Raw genomic sequence first — 19,205 nt, 5'->3', positions numbered from 1 at the left:
TGGGGCGACGGGCGAGTTTTCGCTCGATAGCAGACTTGCGCAGGATACGGTCCCCGTGGCGGCGCTGGCACTTTGCACCGTTCTTTTGATGAAAGACGCGCGGTTTCCTTGGCTTATCCTGGTGCCGGGCCGGGCGGGGGCGGTGGAAATTCTCGATTTATCGCCGGGGGATCAGGCGCGCCTCGGGGCGGAAATAACCCAGTGCGCCGAGATTTTACGCGCGGTGGCCACGCCCTTGAAGCTCAATATCGGCGCGCTCGGCAATATCGTGCGGCAGTTGCATGTGCATATTGTGGCGCGGAACGAAGGGGATGCGGCCTGGCCCGGCCCGGTTTGGGGGAGTGGCGCGGCGGCTCCCTATGATGACGTGGCGCTTGCCGCGTTGTTAGCCGATCTGCGCGCCCGGTTCGCCTAAAGCGAAGTTTCACCTCTCTGTGTGCCATGATTGGCCAGTCGCCGTATTTCTTGACCAAAAATCCAGCACAACCGCGTGAGAAGAGGAATGGTAAGCAAAATCGGCATCAAAGCGAGCGCCTGATTTTCGGTTTTTCCTAACAGCAGCAAAACTGTAGAGCCGTTTAAAAATAAAACGACTAGGGCGTGGAAAAGGCATTTTTTTGTATTTTCAAAAGAAAATCTAATTATTACGTCGGTTTGATTCATTTTGTCACTGCCCGCAGACTTCACCGCTTTAGAATGCGTTAGAAAGAAAGTATGGCGCACCAAGGGGGCGTTGTGTCAATGGATTGCCAGTCTTTTTTCGGGAAATTCATCTTTGTTAATATCTAAAAAATCGCAAAAATAGCGATGTTTTATTTTGGTTAATGTCCGCAAGTGCCTGCCGGGCGGCGATTCGTTGGGACACCAAAGCGGCCCCTAGAAAATTTTCCCTTAACGCTTGACAGGGCGGGGGCGGATCGTTAGTGAAGACGGCCTTGAAGGGTCCGTATGTGGCGGGATAGCTCAGTTGGTTAGAGCAGGGGACTCATAAGCCCAAGGTCGGTGGTTCAACTCCACTTCCCGCCACCATTCTTCAATTCTCTAAAGATCGAGATCGCTCAGTGACGGGTGACCGTCCGGGCGGCGGCCAAGCGGCCAAAAGAATTTCCGCGCGCTTTCGGCAATTGGCAGATCGTTGATGCTGGCAAAGCGCCGCTGCATCAGCCCTTGCGCCGTAAACTCCCAATTCTCATTACCGTATGAGCGGAACCATTGGCCCGAATCATCGTGCCATTCATAGGCAAACCGCACGGCGATGCGATTATCGGTAAAGGCCCAAAGCTCTTTAATCAGCCGATAGTCCAACTCCCGCGCCCATTTGCGGTGAAGCAGCGCTTTCACATCCTCCCGCCCCACCGGAAATTCCGCCCGGTTCCGCCAGTGCGTGTCGTCCGTATACACCAGGGCTACCCGTTCCGGGTCGCGCGAGTTCCAGGCGTCTTCGGCGAGGCGTACTTTCAGCGCAGCGGTTTCGGCGGTGAAGGGAGGTAGGGGCGGCTTTTCGTCCATAATCGGCTCCAGAAAGAAATGTAGACAGGTCTGTCTAGATCTCGACTCTAGCTCAGGTAGACAGACCTGTCTATAATGACTCCATGAACCCTTCTGCCGCCCGCACCCGTATTCTGCACACTGCCCACGATCTCTTTTATGCCGAGGGCGTGCGCGCCATTGGCATCGACCGGATCATCGCCGAGGCGGGGGTGACGAAAACCACCTTCTACCGGCATTTTCCGAGCAAGAATGACCTGATCCTCGCCTATCTCGACTATCGCCATACCCGCTGGATGGACTGGTTCAGGGGCGGGTTGGCAAGGCACTGCGGCACGCTCGCGGCCCTGGTTCCAACGCTGGAAGAATGGTTCCGCGACCCCGGCTTTCGCGGTTGCGCCTTTCTCAACAGCGTCAGCGATATCGGCCCCGCCTTGCCGGAGGTGCAGCGCATCACCCTGGCCCACAAGAATGACGTGGCGGCGGTTCTGGCCGATCTGCTGCCGCCCGGCCCCGACCGCGACGCCCAGGCGCTCGCGCTCTGTGTAGCAATGGATGGGGCGATCCTGCGCGCCAGCTTCGAACCTACCCCGGAGGCGGCGCTTGCGGCTTTTGAGCGGCTGGTTAACGGCCTAACCGCTTAGCCGCGTTCGGCAAAGAAGCGGGCAATGGTTTCGGCGGCCGTATCGAGATGCTGGAGCAGCACCGCCTGCGCGGCCGCCGCATCGCGCGCCCGGCAGGCGGCGAGCAGCGCCCGATGTTCCGCTTGCGCCAGATGATCCCTGCCCTTCGCCGCCAAATGGAAACGCAAATAGCGGTCGGCGACCGCGAGTTGAGCGTTGACCAGCCCCAGCAGCTTCGGGCGGCCCGCTCCGCCGTAAAGGCAGAGATGAAAACGGCGGTTGAGGTCGCCTAAGCGGGCTTGGTCTTCCTCGCCGTCCAGATCGCTCAGCAATTCTTCCGCCCGTTCGAAATCGTCGCCGGTCAGGTTCGGGATTGACAGCGCCAAGGCGGCAGGCTCCAGCGCGCGGCGGATGGCGTAATTATCGGCGGCGTCTTCGGCGGAAATCTCGGTGACGACCGCGCCCTTATGGGGTTCGAAATCGACCAACGCCTGGGCTTCCAACTGGCGCAAGGCCTCGCGTACGGGCATGCGGCTCACCCCGAACAGCGCCGCGAGATCTTCCTGCCGCAAGGGCGTTCCGGGGGCGATGTGCCCGCCGAGAATCGCCTGTCGCAACGCCGCTTCGACGAATTCGGTCGCCGTGCGCGGGCGAACCGGCTGCTGCTCCAGCAGGGTTGCAAGACCGGCCAGGGGCATCGTGTCGGGGGGCATCGAAAAACCCTCTTGTCGATTGGATCCAAAATCCGATTAACTGATGCGGATACCCTGCCCCTTTTGGGCGGGAAGGGCAAGCCGAGGGTTGAGCGATGGCGGGGCAGGGCGCGGGGGCAGGCGATTTTATTCAACCGACCAGCGCCGGGATTTTGGCGGCGGTGGTGGGCTTTGCCAGTGCGTTTACGATTGTGCTTCAGGGGCTTGCGGCGGCGGGGGCAACGCCGATCCAGGCGGCCTCCGGCCTTTTGGCGCTCTGCGTCGTGAAAGGGCTCATTGGGATTCAAATGGGCCTTTTTAGCCGTCTGCCGATCTCAATCGCCTGGTCTACCCCCGGTGCCGCGCTGCTGATTGCGACCGGCGTGCCGACGGGCGGCTTTCCGGCGGCGGTCGGCGGTTTTCTCGTGGCGGCGGGGTTGATCGTGCTGGCGGGGCTCTGGCCGCTGTTCGGTCGGCTGGTTGGGCGGATTCCAATGGGGTTGGCGAGTGCGATGCTGGCGGGGGTGCTGTTCGACCTCTGCCTTGCCCCGGTGCGCTCGATGGCGGCGCTGCCGTGGCTGACCCTGCCGATTCTGCTCACCTGGGCGCTCATGCTGCGCTTCGCCCGGCTTTATGCCGTGCCGGTTTCAGTGGCGGTGACGGCGGGGTTGATCGCTTGGAGTACGCCCCTGCCCGATCTTGCCGCCGCCTGGCCGCGCCCGGAATTGGTGCTGCCAATCTTCTCGCTGGAAGCGGCCATCAGCATCGGGTTGCCGTTGTTTATCGTGACGATGGCCTCGCAGAATATCCCCGGCCTCGCCGTGCTGCGCGGCAATGGCTACGATCCTGACACGCGCCCGATTTTCATTATCACCGGCATGGGCAGTGCGGTGGCCGCCCTGTTCGGCGGGCAGGCAATGAATTTGGCGGCGATTACCGCCGCGCTCTGCGCCGGGCCGGAAGCCCATCCCGATCCCGGCAAGCGCTATCGCGCCACGGTGGCCGCTGCGGCAACCTATATTCTGTTGGGGCTGGGGGCGAGCTATGCCGCCGCTTTCATCGCCGCCGCCCCGCCGTTGCTCATTCAAGCCGTGGCGGGATTGGCGTTGCTCCCCAGCCTTGCCAGCGCCCTTGCTGGGGGTCTCGCGAAAGAGGCTGAACGGTTGCCGGTGATCCTCACCTTTACCGTCGCGGCCTCGGGCATCGGCTTCTTTAGTATCGGCCCGGCGTTTTGGGGGCTGGTCGCAGGCGGCGCGCTGATGCTCGCCCTAAGAAAAGCCTAAGAAAAAAACCTCAGAAAAAGCCCCGGTCCTGCGAGGAACCGGGGCTTGATACTACGCCTCGACGGGCGGTTTTACTTTCGGCGGACGGCCGCGCTTGCGCTTGGGCGGCTCCGCCGGGGCGTCCGGTGCGGCATCGGCGGCGACAGGTTCCGGGACCGGTAGATCAAGCGGCAGCACAGCCTCCACCGGGGTCGGCGCGGGCGCTTCGGCAATCGGAATGACGACCGGCGTCGGCGCGGGGGCGGGCGCTTCCACAACCACCGGCGCGGGCGGCGGCGGCGCGGCAATCGGCGCCGTTTCCAGCGGCGGCAGACCACCGCCTGCGGGGGTGATAACCGTTACCGGACCGGCATTTGCCGCCGCAGCGGGCTGTTCGTAAGGCTGCTGCTCGTAACCGCCCTGATAGGAGGACCGGCCACGCCCACGGCCTTCGGGGCGACCTTCGCCGCGCGGCTCATTGCGCGGCAGCTCGTTCCGGGGCTGATCTTGCCGGGGCTCCTGCTCGTCGCGCGGGCGGCGGGCGGGTTGGCGCAGAAACGCGGGATGTTCGTTGTAATCGCCCGTATCGGCGCGCGGGTCGGGCCGCTGATCTTGGCGCGGATCTTGACGGGGCTCGCCCCGTTGATCTTGGCGCGGGTCCGGTCGGCGTTCGCCCCGATACTCGGCGCGGGGCTCGTTGCGGTTATACTCGCCGCGCGGCTCGCCGCGATTATAGTCAGCGCGGGGTTCGCCCCGGTTATAGTCCGCACGCGGTTCGTTGCGGTTATAGTCGGCGCGGGGTTCGTTCCGGCTATAGTCTCCGCGCGGCTCACCCCGATTAAAGTCAGCGCGCGGCTCATTGCGATTATAGTCGCCGCGCGGCTCGTTGCGGCCTTCGTTGCGATAATCCCGGCGCGGCTCGCGCCGTTCGCCCTCGTAACGCCCGCCTTCGGGGCGCGGAAGATCGGTACGGGGGGCATCGGTGCGGGGCGCATCGACGCGGGGATTTTCGCCCAGCTGCAGATCGGGCTGCGGGGCATCAAGGCCCGGCGATTCCTGTGCGCCTGCATCGCCCTGGTCCTGCGCGCGCTCGTCATCCTGATCGTAATCGAAGGAATCGCGCTGCTGCATATGCTGGGGAATATAGGGCTGGCCTTCGCTGAACGAGGCGATAATACGATAGTAATGTTCGGCGTGCTGGTAATAATTCTCCGCCATCACGCGATCCCCGGAGGTGGTCGCATCACGGGCGAGAGACATATATTTTTCATAAACTTGAATGGCAGTGCCGCGCACGCGCGTATCGGGGCCATTGCTATCGAAGGTTTGATGCCGCGCCGAGCCTGGCTTGCGGTTATTATTATTCCCGCCTCCGCCATTGCTCTGATTGTTATTGCCTTGATAGCCGCCTTGGCTTCGTCCCCGGGGACGCTTAATCTGCGGACCTTGTCTCATGGTACCCGTTTCTTGGCAGTATGTTTGTCGGCAGGGTTTTGGCTGCTTATTCATCCAATGACCTGGGGTTCCAGTTCCACGGGAAACCAATTTTCATGGTGTCCCCCGGTGCGTCTCCCCCGCCTGACTGGGGAGGCGCTAAGATCAGGCGCATCCGCGATCCTGATCCGCGCGTGATCTAAGATCACTAAGTGCCGGAACAGGTTGACCCTAGACGCAACCCCCGGCGTTTCCAACTGTTTTCTGTCAGGGGGAGTCTTAAAATGGCCCAATTTGTGGCGAATTAGCAACAATCACCCGGTCGCGCCCGCCAAGATCGGGCAAACAAGCCACAGAATGCCAGCCCGCCTGTTGCAGGAGCGCCTGCACCGCTTCCCCTTGATCCCAGCCGATTTCGAGCGCCAAGAGCCCCCCTGGCACCAGGAACGCCTGAAGCTCCCCGGCAAAACGCCGGTACGGATCAAGCCCGTCCACGCCGCCGAAGAGGGCCAGGGCCGGATCATAGTCGCGCACGTCCGGGGCCAGTCCGGCGCGGTCGGCGAGTGGAATATAAGGAGGATTGGAGAGAATCACATCGAAGCGCCCCGCCAGCGGATCGGTCCAATCGCCCGCCGCAAAAGCCGCCCGGTCGGCAACGCCAAGCGCGTGCGCATTCAGGTGAGCCATCGCCGCCGCCGCAGGGGCGCGATCAACTCCCACCCCCCAGGCGTTCGGGCGTTCGGTGAGCAGCGCGATCAGCAGGCAACCGCTGCCGGTGCCAAGATCAAGCAGCCGCAGCGGCGCGTTTTTCTCCGTCCGATCCAGCACCGCCTGCACCAAGGTTTCCGAATCCGGGCGCGGGTCGAGCGTTGCCGGGGAAATCCGAAACGGCAGCGACCAGAAATCGCGCAGGCCGAGAATGCGGCTGACCGGCTCGTGCGCCAGCCTGCGGGCGAGGAAACCTTCAAACCGCGTAAGCCCCTCCGCTGAAACCTCAGGCGTTCCCAAGGTCAGCGCGTGGGGTTTCCAGCCGAAAGCCGCTTCCAGCAGCAGGCGCGCATCCAGGCGCGCGCCCTCAATTCCCGCGTCGCTCAAGCGGCGGGTTGCCTCCCGCCACAGATCCTGTGGATCAGGCGATTTCGGCAAGCCGTTCGGCCTGATCTTCGGTAATCAGCGCCTCGATCATTTCATCCAGGGCTTCGCCGTTGAGGATCTTGTCGATTTTATACAGGGTCACATTGATCCGATGATCGGTTACGCGGCCTTGTGGGAAGTTATAGGTGCGGATGCGCTCCGACCGATCGCCGCTCCCAACCTGGGTTTTACGATTGGCGGCGCGGGCCTCGTCTTGACGGCGACGTTCGGCATCATACAGGCGGGCGCGCAGCACTTTCAGCGCTTTGGCCTTATTCTTATGCTGAGATTTTTCATCCTGCTGAATGACGACCAAACCGGACGGTAAGTGCGTAATGCGCACCGCGCTATCGGTGGTGTTAACCGACTGGCCACCGGGGCCGGAGGAGCGGTACACGTCGATCTTCAGGTCTTTTTCGTCGATATGGATATCGACTTCCTCGGCTTCCGGCAGCACGGCGACGGTGGCGGCGGAGGTGTGAATCCGGCCCGAGCTTTCGGTTTCCGGCACGCGCTGAACCCGGTGAACACCCGATTCGAACTTGAGGCGCGCGAACACGCCCCGTCCGGTAATGGAGGCGCTGGCTTCCTTGATCCCGCCCAGACCCGTATCGGCCACGTCCATCACTTCGAAGCGCCAGCCGTGGAGTTCGGCGTAGCGCTGGTACATGCGGAACAGGACGGAGGCGAACAGCGCGGCTTCCTCCCCGCCGGTGCCCGCGCGGACTTCGAGAATAGCGTTTTTCTCGTCGGCAGCGTCTTTAGGGAGCAGCTCGATATAGAGCGCCCGCTCCAGCGCGGGCAGGCGATCTTTCAGATCGTGGAACTCCTGCATCGCAAAATCGCGCATTTCGGCATCAAGGCTCATATCTTCCGACATGGCCGCGAGCGAGGCGAGTTCCTGCTGACCTTCGGTGAGTTCCCCGATCTTCTCGACGATGGGCGTGAGGTCCGAATATTCCTTCGAGAGCTTCGCCATTTCAGCCGGGTCAAGCCCTTCTTGGGCGAGCAACTCGTTGAGGTCTTTGTGACGCTGCGTCAGCCGCGCCAGTTTTTCTTCCATGCTCATGACCAGCTACCCTTATTCCCGAAACGCGGCGCGGGCATAGCCCACCAGTTCCGCGAGCGGAACCGGCCCTTGCGCGCCTTGATCTAAATCGCGCCACTGCGCCACGCCCTGCGCGAGTTCATCCTCGCCCAAAATCACGGCAAAGCGCGCGTTGATTTTATTTGCGCGGGCGAGGCGCTTTTTCATATTGCCGCTATAGCCGAGATCGACGGCGATTCCAGCGCGCCGCAACGACCGGGCGAGCGGAATCGCGGCCTGTTCGGCGGCCTCGCCCAGGGCGATTAAGGCGAGGGCACGCGGCGGGGCGGGCGGTTCGGTCGCCAGCATCGCCAAGCGCTCCACCCCAGCGGCCCAACCGACGCCGGGGGTGGCAGGCCCGCCCATTTGTTCCACCAGCCCATCATAGCGCCCGCCCGCGAGAACGGTGCCCTGCGCGCCGAGGTCGGTGGTCACGAATTCAAAGGCGGTATGGCAATAGTAATCGAGCCCACGCACCAGCAACGGATCATGCTTGAAGGCTATCCCGGCGGCGGTCAGCCCATCGGTGACGGCCTTGAAAAACTCTTGGGCGGCCTGGGTCAGATACTCGCCGAACAAGGGGGCGTTCGCCACCAGCGCCTTATCGCCCTCGTCCTTGGAATCGAGAATGCGCAGCGGGTTCTTCTCCAGCCGGGCGAGACTATCTTCCGAGAGCTTATCTTTATGCGCCGAGAAATATTCGACCAGCGCGGCGCGATAGGCCGTGCGGCTTTCGGCATCGCCCAGGGTGTTGATGTGCAGCAGCACCCGGTCCAGCAGCCCGAGGGCTTCGAGAATATCTGCCCCCGCCGTAATCACTTCCACATCGGCGAGCGGCGTCGCCGGGCCGATCAGCTCCACGCCGATTTGATGGAACTGGCGCAGGCGGCCCTTTTGCGGGCGCTCGTAGCGGAACATCGGGCCGTAGTAGAAGGCTTTGAAGGGCAAGGATTGCGTGAGGCTGTTGGAAATCAGTGCGCGCACCACGCCCGCCGTGCCTTCCGGGCGCAAGGCCAGGGTTTCCCCGCCGCGATCGGTGAAGACGTACATTTCCTTCGAGACGATATCGGAGGTTTCGCCGACAGTGCGGGCGAAGACATCGACAAACTCGAAAATCGGCGTCGCCATCCCCTCGAACCCATAGCGCCCGGCAATAAGACAAGCGGTTTCGGCCACATGGCGGTGTCGGCGCGCGTCTTCGGGCAGAAGATCATGGGTTCCGCGTACCGGCTGCAACTGCGCCACGGGTTTTCTCCTTGGATGAGGATTGGCTTTCGAAACCCTTCGGCTATCGGCTTTAGCGGCGTGGGTCAAGGGGGCGGTTAACGATAAGGACGGGCAGGGGCCTTGTCAGGCCGCATCGGCCCGCTATAGTCAGGGCATCATGACTCACCAAAACGCTGGCAAATATTCCGGATTAACCCAACTCGGGCAGGCAACCGCTCAACCCGCGAGCCCCGAAGACGCCGTGTTGGAAGCCGTTCCCAACACGCAGGATGTGGATTACGTCGTGCGCTTTGTTGCGCCGGAATTCACCTCCCTGTGCCCGCTGACCGGGCAGCCCGACTTTGCCCATTTGGTCATCGACTATATCCCCGGCGCGTTGCTGGTGGAGAGCAAGTCGCTGAAACTCTTCCTCACATCGTTCCGCAATCACGGGGCGTTTCACGAGGATTGCACCGTCGGCATCGCCCGGCGGCTTGTGGCCACCATTCAACCGAAATGGCTGCGCATCGGCGGTTATTGGTACCCGCGCGGCGGCATTCCCATCGACGTTTTCTACCAAACCGGCCCCGCGCCCGAAGGCGTTTGGGTGCCGGATCAGGCGGTGCCGTCCTATCGTGGGCGGGGGTAAACCGTCGCAGCGTATAATTGGGCTACCGCCGAAACCCGTCCCGACGTGCTTTGCGCGTCAAACGCCCGAGGGGCAATGCCCCGGTCCCCCTTTGTTTTTATTGATAGAAAAAAAAGACGGGCTTGGGGAGTTTGCTCCCCAAGCGGGTGCGGGCAGCAGCCCGCTTTTAACCGGTCTACGGTGTTGAAAAGGGGCGTCCGAAAACGCCCCTTTCTGTCTTTTACGAATGCTCGATCGCTTTCACGATTTCTTCGGTGACTTTCTTAGCGTCGCCGAACAGCATCATCGTATTGTCGCGGAAGAACAGCTCATTATCGACGCCGGCATAGCCAGACGCCATCGAGCGTTTGATGAACAGCACCGTTTTGGCCTTTTCCACGTCCAAAATCGGCATGCCGTAGATTGGGCTGGTCGGATCGGTTTTCGCGGCGGGGTTGGTCACGTCGTTCGCACCGATGACGAAGGCAACATCCGTCGTGCCGAAATCGCGGTTGATTTCTTCCAACTCCAGCACGTCCTCATAGGGAACATTGGCTTCCGCCAAGAGCACATTCATATGCCCCGGCATGCGGCCCGCGACCGGGTGAATGGCGTAACGCACCTGCACGCCTTCCTTCTTCAGCAAATCGCCCATTTCGCGCAAGGCGTGCTGGGCTTGAGCGACGGCCATGCCGTAGCCCGGCACGATCACGACGCTTTGGGCGTTCTTCATAATGAAAGCTGCGTCGTCCGCCGAGCCGGATTTGACCGGCTTGTCGCCGCCGCCCCCGCCGCCGCCTGCGGCAGGCGCGCTGCCGCCATCGGTGCCGAAGCCGCCAAGGATGACGTTAAAGATCGAGCGGTTCATGCCCTTACACATAATGTAGGACAGAATCGCGCCGGAGGAGCCGACGAGCGCCCCGGTGATAATCAGCAGATTGTTATGCAGCGTGAAGCCGATACCCGAAGCCGCCCAGCCGGAATAGCTGTTCAGCATCGAAATCACCACGGGCATATCCGCGCCGCCAATCGGCAGGATCAGCAGGAACCCGAGGGCCAGCGACACCAGGCAGAGTAGGATGAAGGCCATCCAGCTTTGATCGATGCAGAACCACACGGTGAGGCCGACAATGGCAAGGCCAAGGCCCGCGTTCAGCAGATGCTGCCCCGGAAACACCAAGGGCTTGCCGGAAATCAGCGCTTGCAGCTTACCGAAAGCGATGATCGAGCCGGTGAAGGTCACGGCCCCAATGGCAAGGCCGATGGCCATTTCGATGCGGCTAATCAGCTTAATGCCGTTCGCATCGGTAATGCCGTAGCCGTCCGGGGCGGAGAAGGTGGCGAGCGCCACGAACACCGCCGCAAGCCCGACGAGGCTGTGAAAAGCCGCCACCAACTGCGGCAGCGCCGTCATCTGGATGCGCCAGGCGATGAAGGAGCCGACCGACCCGCCGATGAGAATAGCGACGAGGATGAGCCAGTAGCTCAGCACATGCGGCCCGGCGAGGGTGGTGATAATGGCAATCGCCATCCCGACAATGCCAAAGAGATTGCCCTGCCGCGCCGTTTGCGGGCTGGAGAGCCCGCGCAGCGACAGCACGAACAACACGGAGGCGACGAGATAGAGCAGCGCCGATAGGTTTTCAGACATGGTCGCGCCCCCCTACTTCGTCTTTTTCTTGAACATCGACAGCATGCGATGCGTGACGATGAAGCCGCCGAAGATATTCACGCTGGCCAGAATGACGGCGAAGAACCCCATCACTTTGGCAAAGCTAACATCGGCAGGCCCGGCGGCAATGAGCGCGCCGACAATGATGACGGAGGAAATGGCGTTGGTCACACCCATCAGCGGCGAATGCAGCGCGGGCGTTACCTTCCACACCACGTAATAGCCGACGAAACAGGCGAGCAGGAAGACCGTGAGGCCGAAAATTGCGGGATCGACGCCGCCGTGCGCCGCTGCGGTGGCCGCGACGGTTTTGGCGTTGAGTGCGAGCGCCTGGATTTCGCCTGCAAGCATTTGGGCTTGGTCGGCAACGCCCGAGGCGGCGCGTTGAAATTCTTCAGGAGACATGGCGCACCTCAGGCAGCAGGCTTGACGAGCGAGGGGTGAACCAGCGCGCCGCCCTTGGCGATCAGGCTGGCTTTCACAATCTCGTCGTCTTCATTGAGGGTGAGTTTCTTCGTCTCTTTATCGACCAGCGGCGTTAGGTACGCCAGCAGGTTGCGGGCGTAGAGGGCGCTCGCGTCGGAGGCGATCAGGCTCGGCATATTGGCGTGGCCAATAATCGAAACCCCGTGCTTCACAGCGATTTGCGCGAACTCGGCCAATTCGCAATTGCCGCCTTGCTCGACCGCGAGATCGACGATGACCGAGCCCGGCTTCATGCTTTTCACCATCGCTTCCGTCACCAGAATCGGGGCTTTGCGGCCCGGAATTAGCGCGGTGCAGATGACGATATCCTGCTTTTTGATCGTGTCCGCGATCAGGTCGGCCTGCTTTTGCCGATAGCTCGCGCTCATTTCCTTGGCGTAGCCGCCCGCAGTTTGCGCCTGCTGGAATTCCTCGTCGATCACGGCGACGAAGGTTGCACCCAGGCTTTCCACCTGTTCTTTCGTCGCGGGACGCACGTCGGTGGCCGACACGATGCCGCCCAGGCGGCGCGCGGTGGCAATCGCCTGAAGCCCGGCCACGCCTGCGCCCATCACCAGCACGCGGGCGGGGGGAACGGTTCCGGCGGCGGTCATCATCATCGGGAAGCCGTGGGCGAAAACCGACGCGGCTTCGATCACGGCCTTATAGCCCGCAAGATTGGCTTGGGACGATAGAACGTCCATCACCTGCGCACGGGTGATGCGCGGAACGAATTCCATCGCAATCGCCGTAACCCCCGTTGCGGCCAAGGCGTCCGCCTGCCCGCCGTAGGGATCCATCAGCCCGACGACCACTTGCCCCGGCTTCAGCAGGGCCAACTCGTCCAGGTCCCCTTCGCCTGCCGCCAAGGGGCGACGGACTTTTAGGATCACCTCGGCATCGGTTACGGCCTCGGCGGCGCTGGCGGCAATTGTGGCCCCGGCAGCCTGATAGGCCTCATCGAGAAAAAAAGCCCCGTCGCCCGCGCCGGTTTCCACCGTGACGCTGGCACCCAGGCCGATGAATTTTTTAACCGTCTCGGGGGAAGCGGCCACCCGCCGCTCATGAGGCCGGCGTTCTTTAAGTACTGCGATTTTCATGCCCGCACGCCCTGTTTCCTCTAACATACTGCGTCCGGTTGACGCATCGGTGAGCATGCCCGATATCACGCAAGGCGAGCAATAATTTTTCAGATTTCACTTGGATTTTGAGCGAAATGAAACGTTTTAGACATGATTAGCCCGATTTTTCATTGGCCGTTAATGCGGGGGGCGAAGCTGCGGTTTCGTGTGGTTTGGTTTTAAACCGTGCCGTCGTTGAGTACCATAAGATGCGTGTGCTTTTCTCTCGCCTGGAGGCCCCCGAATGACCGTTGCTCCTGCCTCCCATCGCCTTCCACCCTCCCTGGTCGAGCGGATGACGCAGCCCGCCGTGCTCGTGCAGTTTCTCGCCGGGCTGGAGGCGCGGCTTACCCCAACGGATCGAATTGGGCTGCATCGCCGGGCCAGCCTCTTGCGCGGTCTTGGGCGCGGGGCCGAGGCGGGGGAAGCCTATCGCGCGTTGCTTGCTTCCGATCCCCACGATTTGGGGGCCCAAGCGGGCGCGGCGATTTTTGCGGGCGCACCGCTGCCGGAGGGCGCACAGGGGCCGACGCCCTTCGTGCAACTCGCCGATGTTTTGTCCGCCGACCAACAAGCGCGCCTGTGGCAGAGTCTCACGGACGACAGCGCGAGCCTCGCGCCCGCAGGCGTTTATACCGGCGGAACCCAGCCGCGCGTCGATGGGGAAACGCGGGTTGCGCAACTGTTGGAGCGGGCCGATTCGGTGCGCGCCTGGTTTTTACCCTGGCTCGAGGAGGTGATCGCCCGCGCCAATATTCTCCCTCGGTTGGGCCTTGCCCCCTTTGCGGTCGGCAAGCGCGAGCTTCAGGTGACGGGCCATAGCGACGGCGGCTTCTTTAGCGTGCATAGCGACGCCTCTGCCAATCCCGCCGCGCCAAGCTGGGCACGGCACTTAACCTTCATCTATTATTTCCACCGTCTGCCCCGGCGTTTTTCGGGCGGCGATTTGCTGCTGTTCGATCCGCCCGGCGGCGGCGACCTCAGCTTCACCCGCATCGATCCGACCCATAATTCCCTGGTGCTTTTCCAGTCGCGCCAGATGCATACGGTCACGCAGATCCACAGCGCCGCCACCGATCCGCTGGATGGGCGCTGGACGGTGAACGGCTGGTTGCATCGGGCGAAGACCCCCTTGACGCCTGAACGCCATCAGGATTTGAAAGAGGGATGAGTACCCCCGCCCCGACGCCCTTGCTGGCGCCCGACGAACCGCCCGCTGTTACCGTTCTCAACGCTGAAGGCCGCGCCCCCGTGCTGTTTCTCTGCGATCACGCCAGTCCGCGCGTGCCTCGGTCGCTCGACCGGCCCGAAACGGGCGGCTTTGGCGTGTCGGCCAAGGATATGGAACGCCATATCGCCTATGATATTGGGGCAGAAGCCGTAACGCGCATTCTGTCCGAAAAATTCGATGCGCCCGCCATACTCTCGGGTTATTCGCGCCTCGTGCTCGATCTCAACCGCGCGCTCGATGATGGCACCTCGATCCCTCCGGTGAGCGACGGCACGAAGGTTCCCGCCAATCAGCATCTGTCGGCGGCAGCGCGCGCGGCGCGGATCGACGCGCTGTATCACCCCTATCATAATGCCATCGTTGAGATGCTGGATGGGTTGAAGGCGCGCGGCACCTCCCCCGCGATTATCTCGATGCATTCCTGCACGCCGGTGCTGGCGGGGTTCAAACGGCCCTGGCATATCGGCGTTCTGTGGAACGAAGACGGGCGCATTGCGCTGCCCCTGATGCGGGCGTTGGAGGCGGAGGGCAATCTCACCGTGGGGGATAACGAGCCCTATTCCGGGCGCGATCACGATAGCCACACCATCCACCGCCACGCCGAGGCGCGCGGCCTGCCCCATGTGCTGCTGGAAATCCGCCAGGATTTGATTAGCGACGCCGCGGGCGTGACCGCCTGGGCCGACCGGCTCACCCGCGTCTTCCGCCCCATTCTGCTGGGAGGCCAGCCATGAACGAACCCGCCTTTACCCTGGGCATTGAGGAAGAATATTTCCTCGTTGACCGGCAGACGCGCGATATTGCCGTCTCCCCGCCGCCCGAACTGATGGCGGAATGCAAAGCCGCGCTGGCCGATCAGGTGAGCCCGGAATTCCTGAAAGCACAAATCGAAGTCGGCACCAAAGTGCGCTCGACGCTGTCCGACGCGCGCGCCGATTTGGCACAACTGCGGCGCACGGTGGCCGAGGTTGCGGGCCGCTTCGGGCTTGCGCCGATTGCGTCCGCCACCCATCCGTTCACCGACTGGGGCCGCTCGCAACATACCGATGCCGAGCGCTACACGCTGCTGGCGCGCGATCTGCAAATGGTCGGGCGGCGTTTGGTTATCTGCGGTATGCACGTGCATGTGGGGATTGAGGACGAAGAACTGCGCATCGATCTGATGAACCAGATCACCTATTTCCTCCCCCATCTGCTGGCGCTCTCCACCTCCTCGCCCTTCTGGCGCGGGGACGATACCGGGCTGAAATCCTTCCGCCTGTCGGTCTTCAATGGCTTGCCGCGCACGGGGCTGCCGGAAGTGTTCGAATCCTGGGGCGAGTATCAGCGCCAGGTGCGCGGCTTGGTCAATACCGGCGTGATCGACGATGCGACGCGCCTCTGGTGGGACTTGCGGCCCTCGGCGCGCTTCCCAACCCTGGAGTTGCGCATCACCGATATCTGCACCCGGCTCGACGATACGATTGCGATTGCCACCCTCTACCGCTGCCTGCTGCGCATGCTGTGGCGCTTGCGCCGCTCCAACCAGCGCTGGCGGCTTTATGCGCGCATGCTGATTTCCGAAAACCGCTGGCGCGCGCAACGCTATGGGCTGGAAGAAGGCCTCGCCGATTTCGGCAAGGGCACCATCGTGCCCTTCTCGGATCTTTTGGAAGAGATGATCGAACTCTGCGCCGAAGACGCCGCCCATTTCGGCTGTACCGCCGAACTTCTGTCGGCGCGCACCATCCTCGCGCGCGGCACGAGTGCCGACCGGCAGCGCAGCGTGTTCCAGGCGGCGCTCGCGGGCGGGGCGGACAAGGACGACGCGCTGAAGGCGGTTGTCGATCACCTCATCGCCGAGACGGTGATGGGGGTTTAGGCCTCCCTCAATCCACAATAAACAGCACCGCCCCGGTTTTCGTCGCCGACCGATGGGCCGCGTCGCCGAAATCGGAGACTTGGTAGCTCATGCCAGGGGTCAGCAGAAATTTACGCCCATCCTTCAACTCGGTCTCAAGCTCGCCGCTAACCACATAGAGAATATGCCCCCGGTCGCACCAATGGTCGGCGAGATAGCCGGGAGAATAGGTGACTTGGCGAATGCGGATAGTGCCCAAGGTGAAGCTGCGCCATTCGGCGGTGCCGGTTTCGCCGGTATGGTGCGTCGGCGGGACTTGGCTCCAGTCGGTGACGGTGAAGGGCAGCGGCGGTAGTTCCATAATCGCTCTCCAAAACTCGAACAGGCCAGCCTCGCGCGGGCGGCAGGGTTCCGTCAAAGGTAAACCTGTCTCCCGGACAATTGTTCCCCCTAGCCGTTGGGCAGCGCGGCCCCTATCTGTGAAGCACCATTCCCGAGGAGCCGATTATGGACGATACCACCCGCACCGAGCTTGAAGCCGCCGCCTTTCGCCGCCTCGTGCAGCATTTGCGCGAGCGCACCGATGTGCAGAATATCGATTTGATGAACCTTGCGGGCTTCTGTCGCAATTGCCTCTCCAAATGGTATCGCGCCGCCGCTGACGAAAAAGGCGTTCCGTTGAGCGACCCAGAAGCGCGGGAAATCATCTATGGCATGCCCTATGACGATTGGAAAAAGCTGCATCAGGCGGAAGCCTCGCCGGAGCAGAAGGCGGCGTTTGTAGCGGCAAATCCGCAACATTAATCATGCTGCACATGCGTCCCTGTGAGGGCAGGGGCGCAGGGAAAGCAGAATCCAATTTGTATCCAGTTTGGTATGATCAATCCACCTGAGCAGGACAGGGCCGCGCGGCTCCAAGCCTTCCCTCACATCTCTGGATAAATAGGCTTGGTCCCCCATGTTGGCGGAAGCTCTCGGCGCGCTTGCGGTTGCGTCTGGTCTCGTGTGGCCCGTGGTGCGGGGGCGGCGTTTGCTGCTCGGCATTCAGGCATTGTCGAGCCTGCTGTGGGCGTCGCACTATGCCGCCATCGGCCCAGACGCTTACACCGGCGCGGTCATGTGTACCCTCGTCGTGATCCAGGCGCTGACCGCCAGTTTCCGCCCGGCGCGCTGGGCGGGCGCGATTTTCTGGCTGACCATTCCCGTGATGCTGGCCTTCGTTGCCGCCACCTGGGCGGGGCCGCAGAGCGCGGGCGCGGCCTTCGGGCTGTTCGTCTCGGCGCTGGGGCGCTGGGAAACGAACCCGATCCGCATGCGGCTGCTGTTCATCCTCTGCATTGCCGGGTGGTCGAGCCATAATATGATCGTTGGCTCACTGTTCGCCCTCACCTCCGACACGCTGACCGTTCTGACCAATAGCATCGGCATTTACCGCGAACGCCGCGCCGGGGGCTCGATCCGCGAGGCGTTGCGGCCGATTTACCGCGCCGTGCGCAAGTTTACACTCCGCCCCAGCGCGCCAAAAGTTAACCCGGCGTAGCCCGTCGCCACGCCTCGGCCCGCTGTACCAATCGCGCTAGCGCCAGATCAAGCGTCAGGGCCAACGCGCCGACCAGCAGCGCGCCTTGCAGCACATAGGCGGTATTGGCGGAGTTGAGCCCGATAATCAGCGGCAACCCGAGCGATTTCGCCCCAACCGTTGAGGCGAGGGCCGCCGTGCCGACGTTCACCGTGACCGACAAGCGCACGCCGGTCAGAATCAGCGGCGCAGCGAGCGGCAATTCCACCGCCCGCCACAGTTGAAAGCCGCTCATGCCGCAGCCGCGCCCGGCTTCGCGCACCGCCTCGGGTACCTGATCGAAGGCGGTTAGGCTGTTTTCCAGAATGGGGAGCAGCCCGTAGAGCGTGAGCGCCAGCAAGGCCGGTTCGGCCCCGAACCCCATCGCAGGCACGGCAATCGCCAGCACCGCGACGGGCGGGAAGGTCTGCCCCAAGGTGGCGAGCGTCGCCAGCAGACTGCGAAACTCGCGGCCTACGGGGCGGGTAACGAAGATCGCGGCCCCAATCCCCAACAGGGCGGCGGCAAGGCTGGAGGCGGCGACCAGACCGAGATGCTGCAGCAGCAACAGCCAAAACGGATCGGCCTGATACAGCGGGCGCTCGATCTGCGGAAACAGCGCCGCGAACAGCGGGCGGCTATAGGGCAAGCCTAACACCAAAGCGGCGAGCAGCCCGGCGCTCAAAACCAGAGGGTCGCGCACCAGCCTCATACCAGGTCCGACCGATGCAAAACCCCCACGGGCTTCCCTTGGGCGTTCTGCACGCCGAGGACCGATACCCCGCGCGCCAACATTAAGGACAAGGCTTGGTCGAGCGGTAGCGCGTCGGTAATCGCGGGCGTTTCCGGCGGTGCCTCGCCAGGGCGCAGCCGGTCGGCGGCGGTGGCGAGGGAGAGGAGGCGCAAGCCGACCGCCTCCCCGCCGATGAAAGCTTGCACGAAGGGCGTAGCAGGCGCGGTTAGAATCTCCTGGGGCGTGCCGACCTGAAGCAGGCGGCCCTGGTCCATCACCGCGATGCGGTTGCCGAGGCGTAAGGCTTCGTCGATATCATGGGTAACGAACAGAATGGTGGTGCCGGTCTCGCGCTGAAGCTGGAGCAGTTCGGCTTGCAGCCCAGCGCGGGTGAGCGGGTCGAGCGCGCCGAAGGGCTCGTCCATCAGCAGCAAATCGGGCCGGGCGGCGAGCGCGCGGGCGACGCCGATGCGCTGTTGCTGCCCGCCCGAAAGCTGGTGCGGATACATCGGGCCGAGCCGGTCGCCATCCAGACTGAGCAGCGTGAAAAGTTCCTTCACCCGCGCGGTGATGTCCGCCTCCCGCCAGCCCATGAGGCGCGGCACGGTGGCGATATTGCGCGCCACCGTCCAATGCGGAAACAGCCCAACCGATTGAATGACGTAGCCGATGCTTCGGCGCAGCATCTCCGGGGCCACGGTTTTCACTTTAGCCCCGCGCAACCAAATATCGCCGTCTGTGGGTTCGATGAGCCGGTTCACCAACCGCAGCAGGGTGGATTTCCCCGACCCGGAGGTGCCGACGAGGGCGCAGATTTCCCCGGCGGGAACGTCGAGCGAAACCCGGTCCAGCGCGGTCCAAGTATCGAAAACCTTGGTGACGCTATCGAATTTAATCATGCCGTGCGTCCCCGTTGGGCGAGGGCGGCGAGCAGCCGGAATAGCGCGTCAAGGGTGAGGGCCAGCAGCACAATCGGCACCGCGCCCAGCAGCACAAGGTTTCCGGCATTGGCGAAGACGCCTTGGAACATG

At 62.8% G+C, this 19,205-nt stretch carries 22 protein-coding genes and 1 tRNA gene; 10 read left to right on the top strand and 13 right to left on the bottom strand.

Features of this window, described 5'->3' with window-relative positions:
- The coding region (locus ACIQ36_RS09325; protein WP_395828515.1) for an HIT domain-containing protein at positions 1-415 on the top strand (415 nt) is incomplete at its 5' end.
- Here the strand turns inward: ACIQ36_RS09325 and ACIQ36_RS09320 are convergent.
- The gene (locus ACIQ36_RS09320) at positions 412-663 is read right to left on the bottom strand and encodes a hypothetical protein (protein WP_395828513.1); all 252 of its coding nucleotides are present in this window, start codon (positions 661-663) and stop codon (positions 412-414) included. The genes ACIQ36_RS09325 and ACIQ36_RS09320 overlap by 4 nt on opposite strands.
- 289 nt (positions 664-952) lie before the next feature.
- Between ACIQ36_RS09320 and ACIQ36_RS09315 the strand changes: the two genes are divergently transcribed.
- Positions 953-1,029 (top strand) — tRNA-Met (locus ACIQ36_RS09315).
- Positions 1,030-1,041: 12 nt separating this feature from the next.
- Here ACIQ36_RS09315 and ACIQ36_RS09310 read toward each other — a convergent pair.
- Positions 1,042-1,509, bottom strand: a complete 468-nt coding sequence (locus ACIQ36_RS09310; RefSeq protein WP_395828511.1) for a DUF1348 family protein — start codon at positions 1,507-1,509, stop codon at positions 1,042-1,044.
- 83 nt (positions 1,510-1,592) lie between these two features.
- On the opposite strand from ACIQ36_RS09310, the gene ACIQ36_RS09305 reads away from it, so the two are divergent.
- Entirely contained in the window at positions 1,593-2,132 is a 540-nt protein-coding gene (locus ACIQ36_RS09305) for a TetR/AcrR family transcriptional regulator (protein WP_395828509.1), read from the top strand.
- Here the strand turns inward: ACIQ36_RS09305 and ACIQ36_RS09300 are convergent.
- Positions 2,129-2,824 (bottom strand): GntR family transcriptional regulator, encoded by a 696-nt coding sequence (locus tag ACIQ36_RS09300; protein ID WP_395828507.1) that lies wholly within the window; start codon positions 2,822-2,824, stop codon positions 2,129-2,131. The two genes, ACIQ36_RS09305 and ACIQ36_RS09300, sit on opposite strands and share 4 nt — an antisense overlap.
- A 95-nt stretch (positions 2,825-2,919) precedes the next feature.
- Here ACIQ36_RS09300 and ACIQ36_RS09295 point away from each other — a divergent pair, with 95 nt between their 5' ends.
- The gene (locus ACIQ36_RS09295) at positions 2,920-4,086 is read left to right on the top strand and encodes a benzoate/H(+) symporter BenE family transporter (protein WP_395828505.1); all 1,167 of its coding nucleotides are present in this window, start codon (positions 2,920-2,922) and stop codon (positions 4,084-4,086) included.
- 51 nt (positions 4,087-4,137) lie between these two features.
- On the opposite strand, the gene ACIQ36_RS09290 is transcribed toward ACIQ36_RS09295, so the two are convergent.
- The 4 genes from ACIQ36_RS09290 to hisS form a co-directional block, all read right to left on the bottom strand.
- Positions 4,138-5,520: a DUF4167 domain-containing protein gene (locus ACIQ36_RS09290; protein WP_395828503.1), complete on the bottom strand. Its 1,383-nt coding sequence runs from the start codon at positions 5,518-5,520 to the stop codon at positions 4,138-4,140.
- Positions 5,521-5,778: 258 nt separating this feature from the next.
- Positions 5,779-6,645 carry a peptide chain release factor N(5)-glutamine methyltransferase gene (prmC, locus tag ACIQ36_RS09285; protein WP_395828501.1) on the bottom strand — a complete coding sequence of 289 codons (867 nt, stop codon included), beginning with the start codon at positions 6,643-6,645 and terminating at the stop codon, positions 5,779-5,781.
- Positions 6,629-7,702 carry a peptide chain release factor 1 gene (gene prfA / locus ACIQ36_RS09280; RefSeq protein ID WP_395828499.1) on the bottom strand — a complete coding sequence of 358 codons (1,074 nt, stop codon included), beginning with the start codon at positions 7,700-7,702 and terminating at the stop codon, positions 6,629-6,631. The genes prmC and prfA overlap by 17 nt, the downstream gene beginning before the upstream one ends.
- Positions 7,703-7,714: 12 nt before the next feature.
- A complete protein-coding gene (gene hisS, locus ACIQ36_RS09275) occupies positions 7,715-8,965 on the bottom strand; it encodes a histidine--tRNA ligase (RefSeq protein WP_395828497.1) in 1,251 nt (416 codons plus the stop codon).
- Between the two features lie 139 nt (positions 8,966-9,104).
- Here hisS and queF point away from each other — a divergent pair, with 139 nt between their 5' ends.
- Complete coding sequence (gene queF / locus ACIQ36_RS09270) at positions 9,105-9,575, top strand: preQ(1) synthase (RefSeq protein ID WP_395828517.1); 471 nt, start codon at positions 9,105-9,107, stop codon at positions 9,573-9,575.
- 220 nt (positions 9,576-9,795) lie between these two features.
- Here the strand turns inward: queF and ACIQ36_RS09265 are convergent, their stop codons facing one another.
- The 3 genes from ACIQ36_RS09265 to ACIQ36_RS09255 are packed head-to-tail and all read right to left on the bottom strand — an operon-like array spanning position 9,796 to position 12,791.
- Entirely contained in the window at positions 9,796-11,205 is a 1,410-nt protein-coding gene (locus ACIQ36_RS09265; RefSeq protein ID WP_395828495.1) for an NAD(P)(+) transhydrogenase (Re/Si-specific) subunit beta, read from the bottom strand.
- A 12-nt stretch (positions 11,206-11,217) separates the two neighbouring features.
- Positions 11,218-11,631, bottom strand: a complete 414-nt coding sequence (locus tag ACIQ36_RS09260; protein ID WP_395828493.1) for an NAD(P) transhydrogenase subunit alpha — start codon at positions 11,629-11,631, stop codon at positions 11,218-11,220.
- A gap of 8 nt (positions 11,632-11,639) precedes the next feature.
- Positions 11,640-12,791 carry a Re/Si-specific NAD(P)(+) transhydrogenase subunit alpha gene (locus ACIQ36_RS09255; RefSeq protein WP_395828491.1) on the bottom strand — a complete coding sequence of 384 codons (1,152 nt, stop codon included), beginning with the start codon at positions 12,789-12,791 and terminating at the stop codon, positions 11,640-11,642.
- A gap of 265 nt (positions 12,792-13,056) precedes the next feature.
- Here ACIQ36_RS09255 and ACIQ36_RS09250 point away from each other — a divergent pair, with 265 nt between their 5' ends.
- From ACIQ36_RS09250 to ACIQ36_RS09240, 3 genes are read left to right on the top strand one after another with little or no spacing between them, the layout of a single operon-like run.
- Positions 13,057-13,983, top strand: coding sequence for a 2OG-Fe(II) oxygenase (locus ACIQ36_RS09250; protein WP_395828489.1), 927 nt, complete (start codon positions 13,057-13,059; stop codon positions 13,981-13,983).
- Positions 13,980-14,777 carry an N-formylglutamate amidohydrolase gene (locus tag ACIQ36_RS09245; protein WP_395828487.1) on the top strand — a complete coding sequence of 266 codons (798 nt, stop codon included), beginning with the start codon at positions 13,980-13,982 and terminating at the stop codon, positions 14,775-14,777. The genes ACIQ36_RS09250 and ACIQ36_RS09245 overlap by 4 nt, the downstream gene beginning before the upstream one ends.
- Positions 14,774-15,904, top strand: a complete 1,131-nt coding sequence (locus ACIQ36_RS09240; RefSeq protein ID WP_395828485.1) for a carboxylate-amine ligase — start codon at positions 14,774-14,776, stop codon at positions 15,902-15,904. Before ACIQ36_RS09245 ends, ACIQ36_RS09240 begins: the two co-directional genes overlap by 4 nt.
- Before the next feature lie 7 nt (positions 15,905-15,911).
- Here the strand turns inward: ACIQ36_RS09240 and ACIQ36_RS09235 are convergent, their stop codons facing one another.
- Positions 15,912-16,244, bottom strand: a complete 333-nt coding sequence (locus tag ACIQ36_RS09235; protein WP_395828483.1) for a DHCW motif cupin fold protein — start codon at positions 16,242-16,244, stop codon at positions 15,912-15,914.
- A 146-nt stretch (positions 16,245-16,390) separates the two neighbouring features.
- Between ACIQ36_RS09235 and ACIQ36_RS09230 the strand changes: the two genes are divergently transcribed.
- Together ACIQ36_RS09230 and ACIQ36_RS09225 are read left to right on the top strand one after the other, a co-directional pair.
- Entirely contained in the window at positions 16,391-16,687 is a 297-nt protein-coding gene (locus ACIQ36_RS09230) for a DUF1244 domain-containing protein (RefSeq protein ID WP_395828481.1), read from the top strand.
- 154 nt (positions 16,688-16,841) lie between these two features.
- The gene (locus ACIQ36_RS09225; protein WP_395828479.1) at positions 16,842-17,423 is read left to right on the top strand and encodes a YgjV family protein; all 582 of its coding nucleotides are present in this window, start codon (positions 16,842-16,844) and stop codon (positions 17,421-17,423) included.
- On the opposite strand, the gene ACIQ36_RS09220 is transcribed toward ACIQ36_RS09225, so the two are convergent.
- Together ACIQ36_RS09220 and ACIQ36_RS09215 are read right to left on the bottom strand one after the other, a co-directional pair.
- Positions 17,410-18,144 (bottom strand): ABC transporter permease, encoded by a 735-nt coding sequence (locus tag ACIQ36_RS09220; RefSeq protein ID WP_395828477.1) that lies wholly within the window; start codon positions 18,142-18,144, stop codon positions 17,410-17,412. The two genes, ACIQ36_RS09225 and ACIQ36_RS09220, sit on opposite strands and share 14 nt — an antisense overlap.
- 5 nt (positions 18,145-18,149) lie before the next feature.
- Complete coding sequence (locus ACIQ36_RS09215) at positions 18,150-19,073, bottom strand: ABC transporter ATP-binding protein (protein WP_395828475.1); 924 nt, start codon at positions 19,071-19,073, stop codon at positions 18,150-18,152.
- Positions 19,074-19,205: the final 132 nt, after the last annotated feature.

The organism is Elstera sp. (assembly GCF_044372965.1).
In the GTDB taxonomy this organism is placed as follows: Bacteria; Pseudomonadota; Alphaproteobacteria; order Elsterales; family Elsteraceae; genus Elstera.
This window is presented reverse-complemented; position numbering and strand designations above follow the sequence as displayed.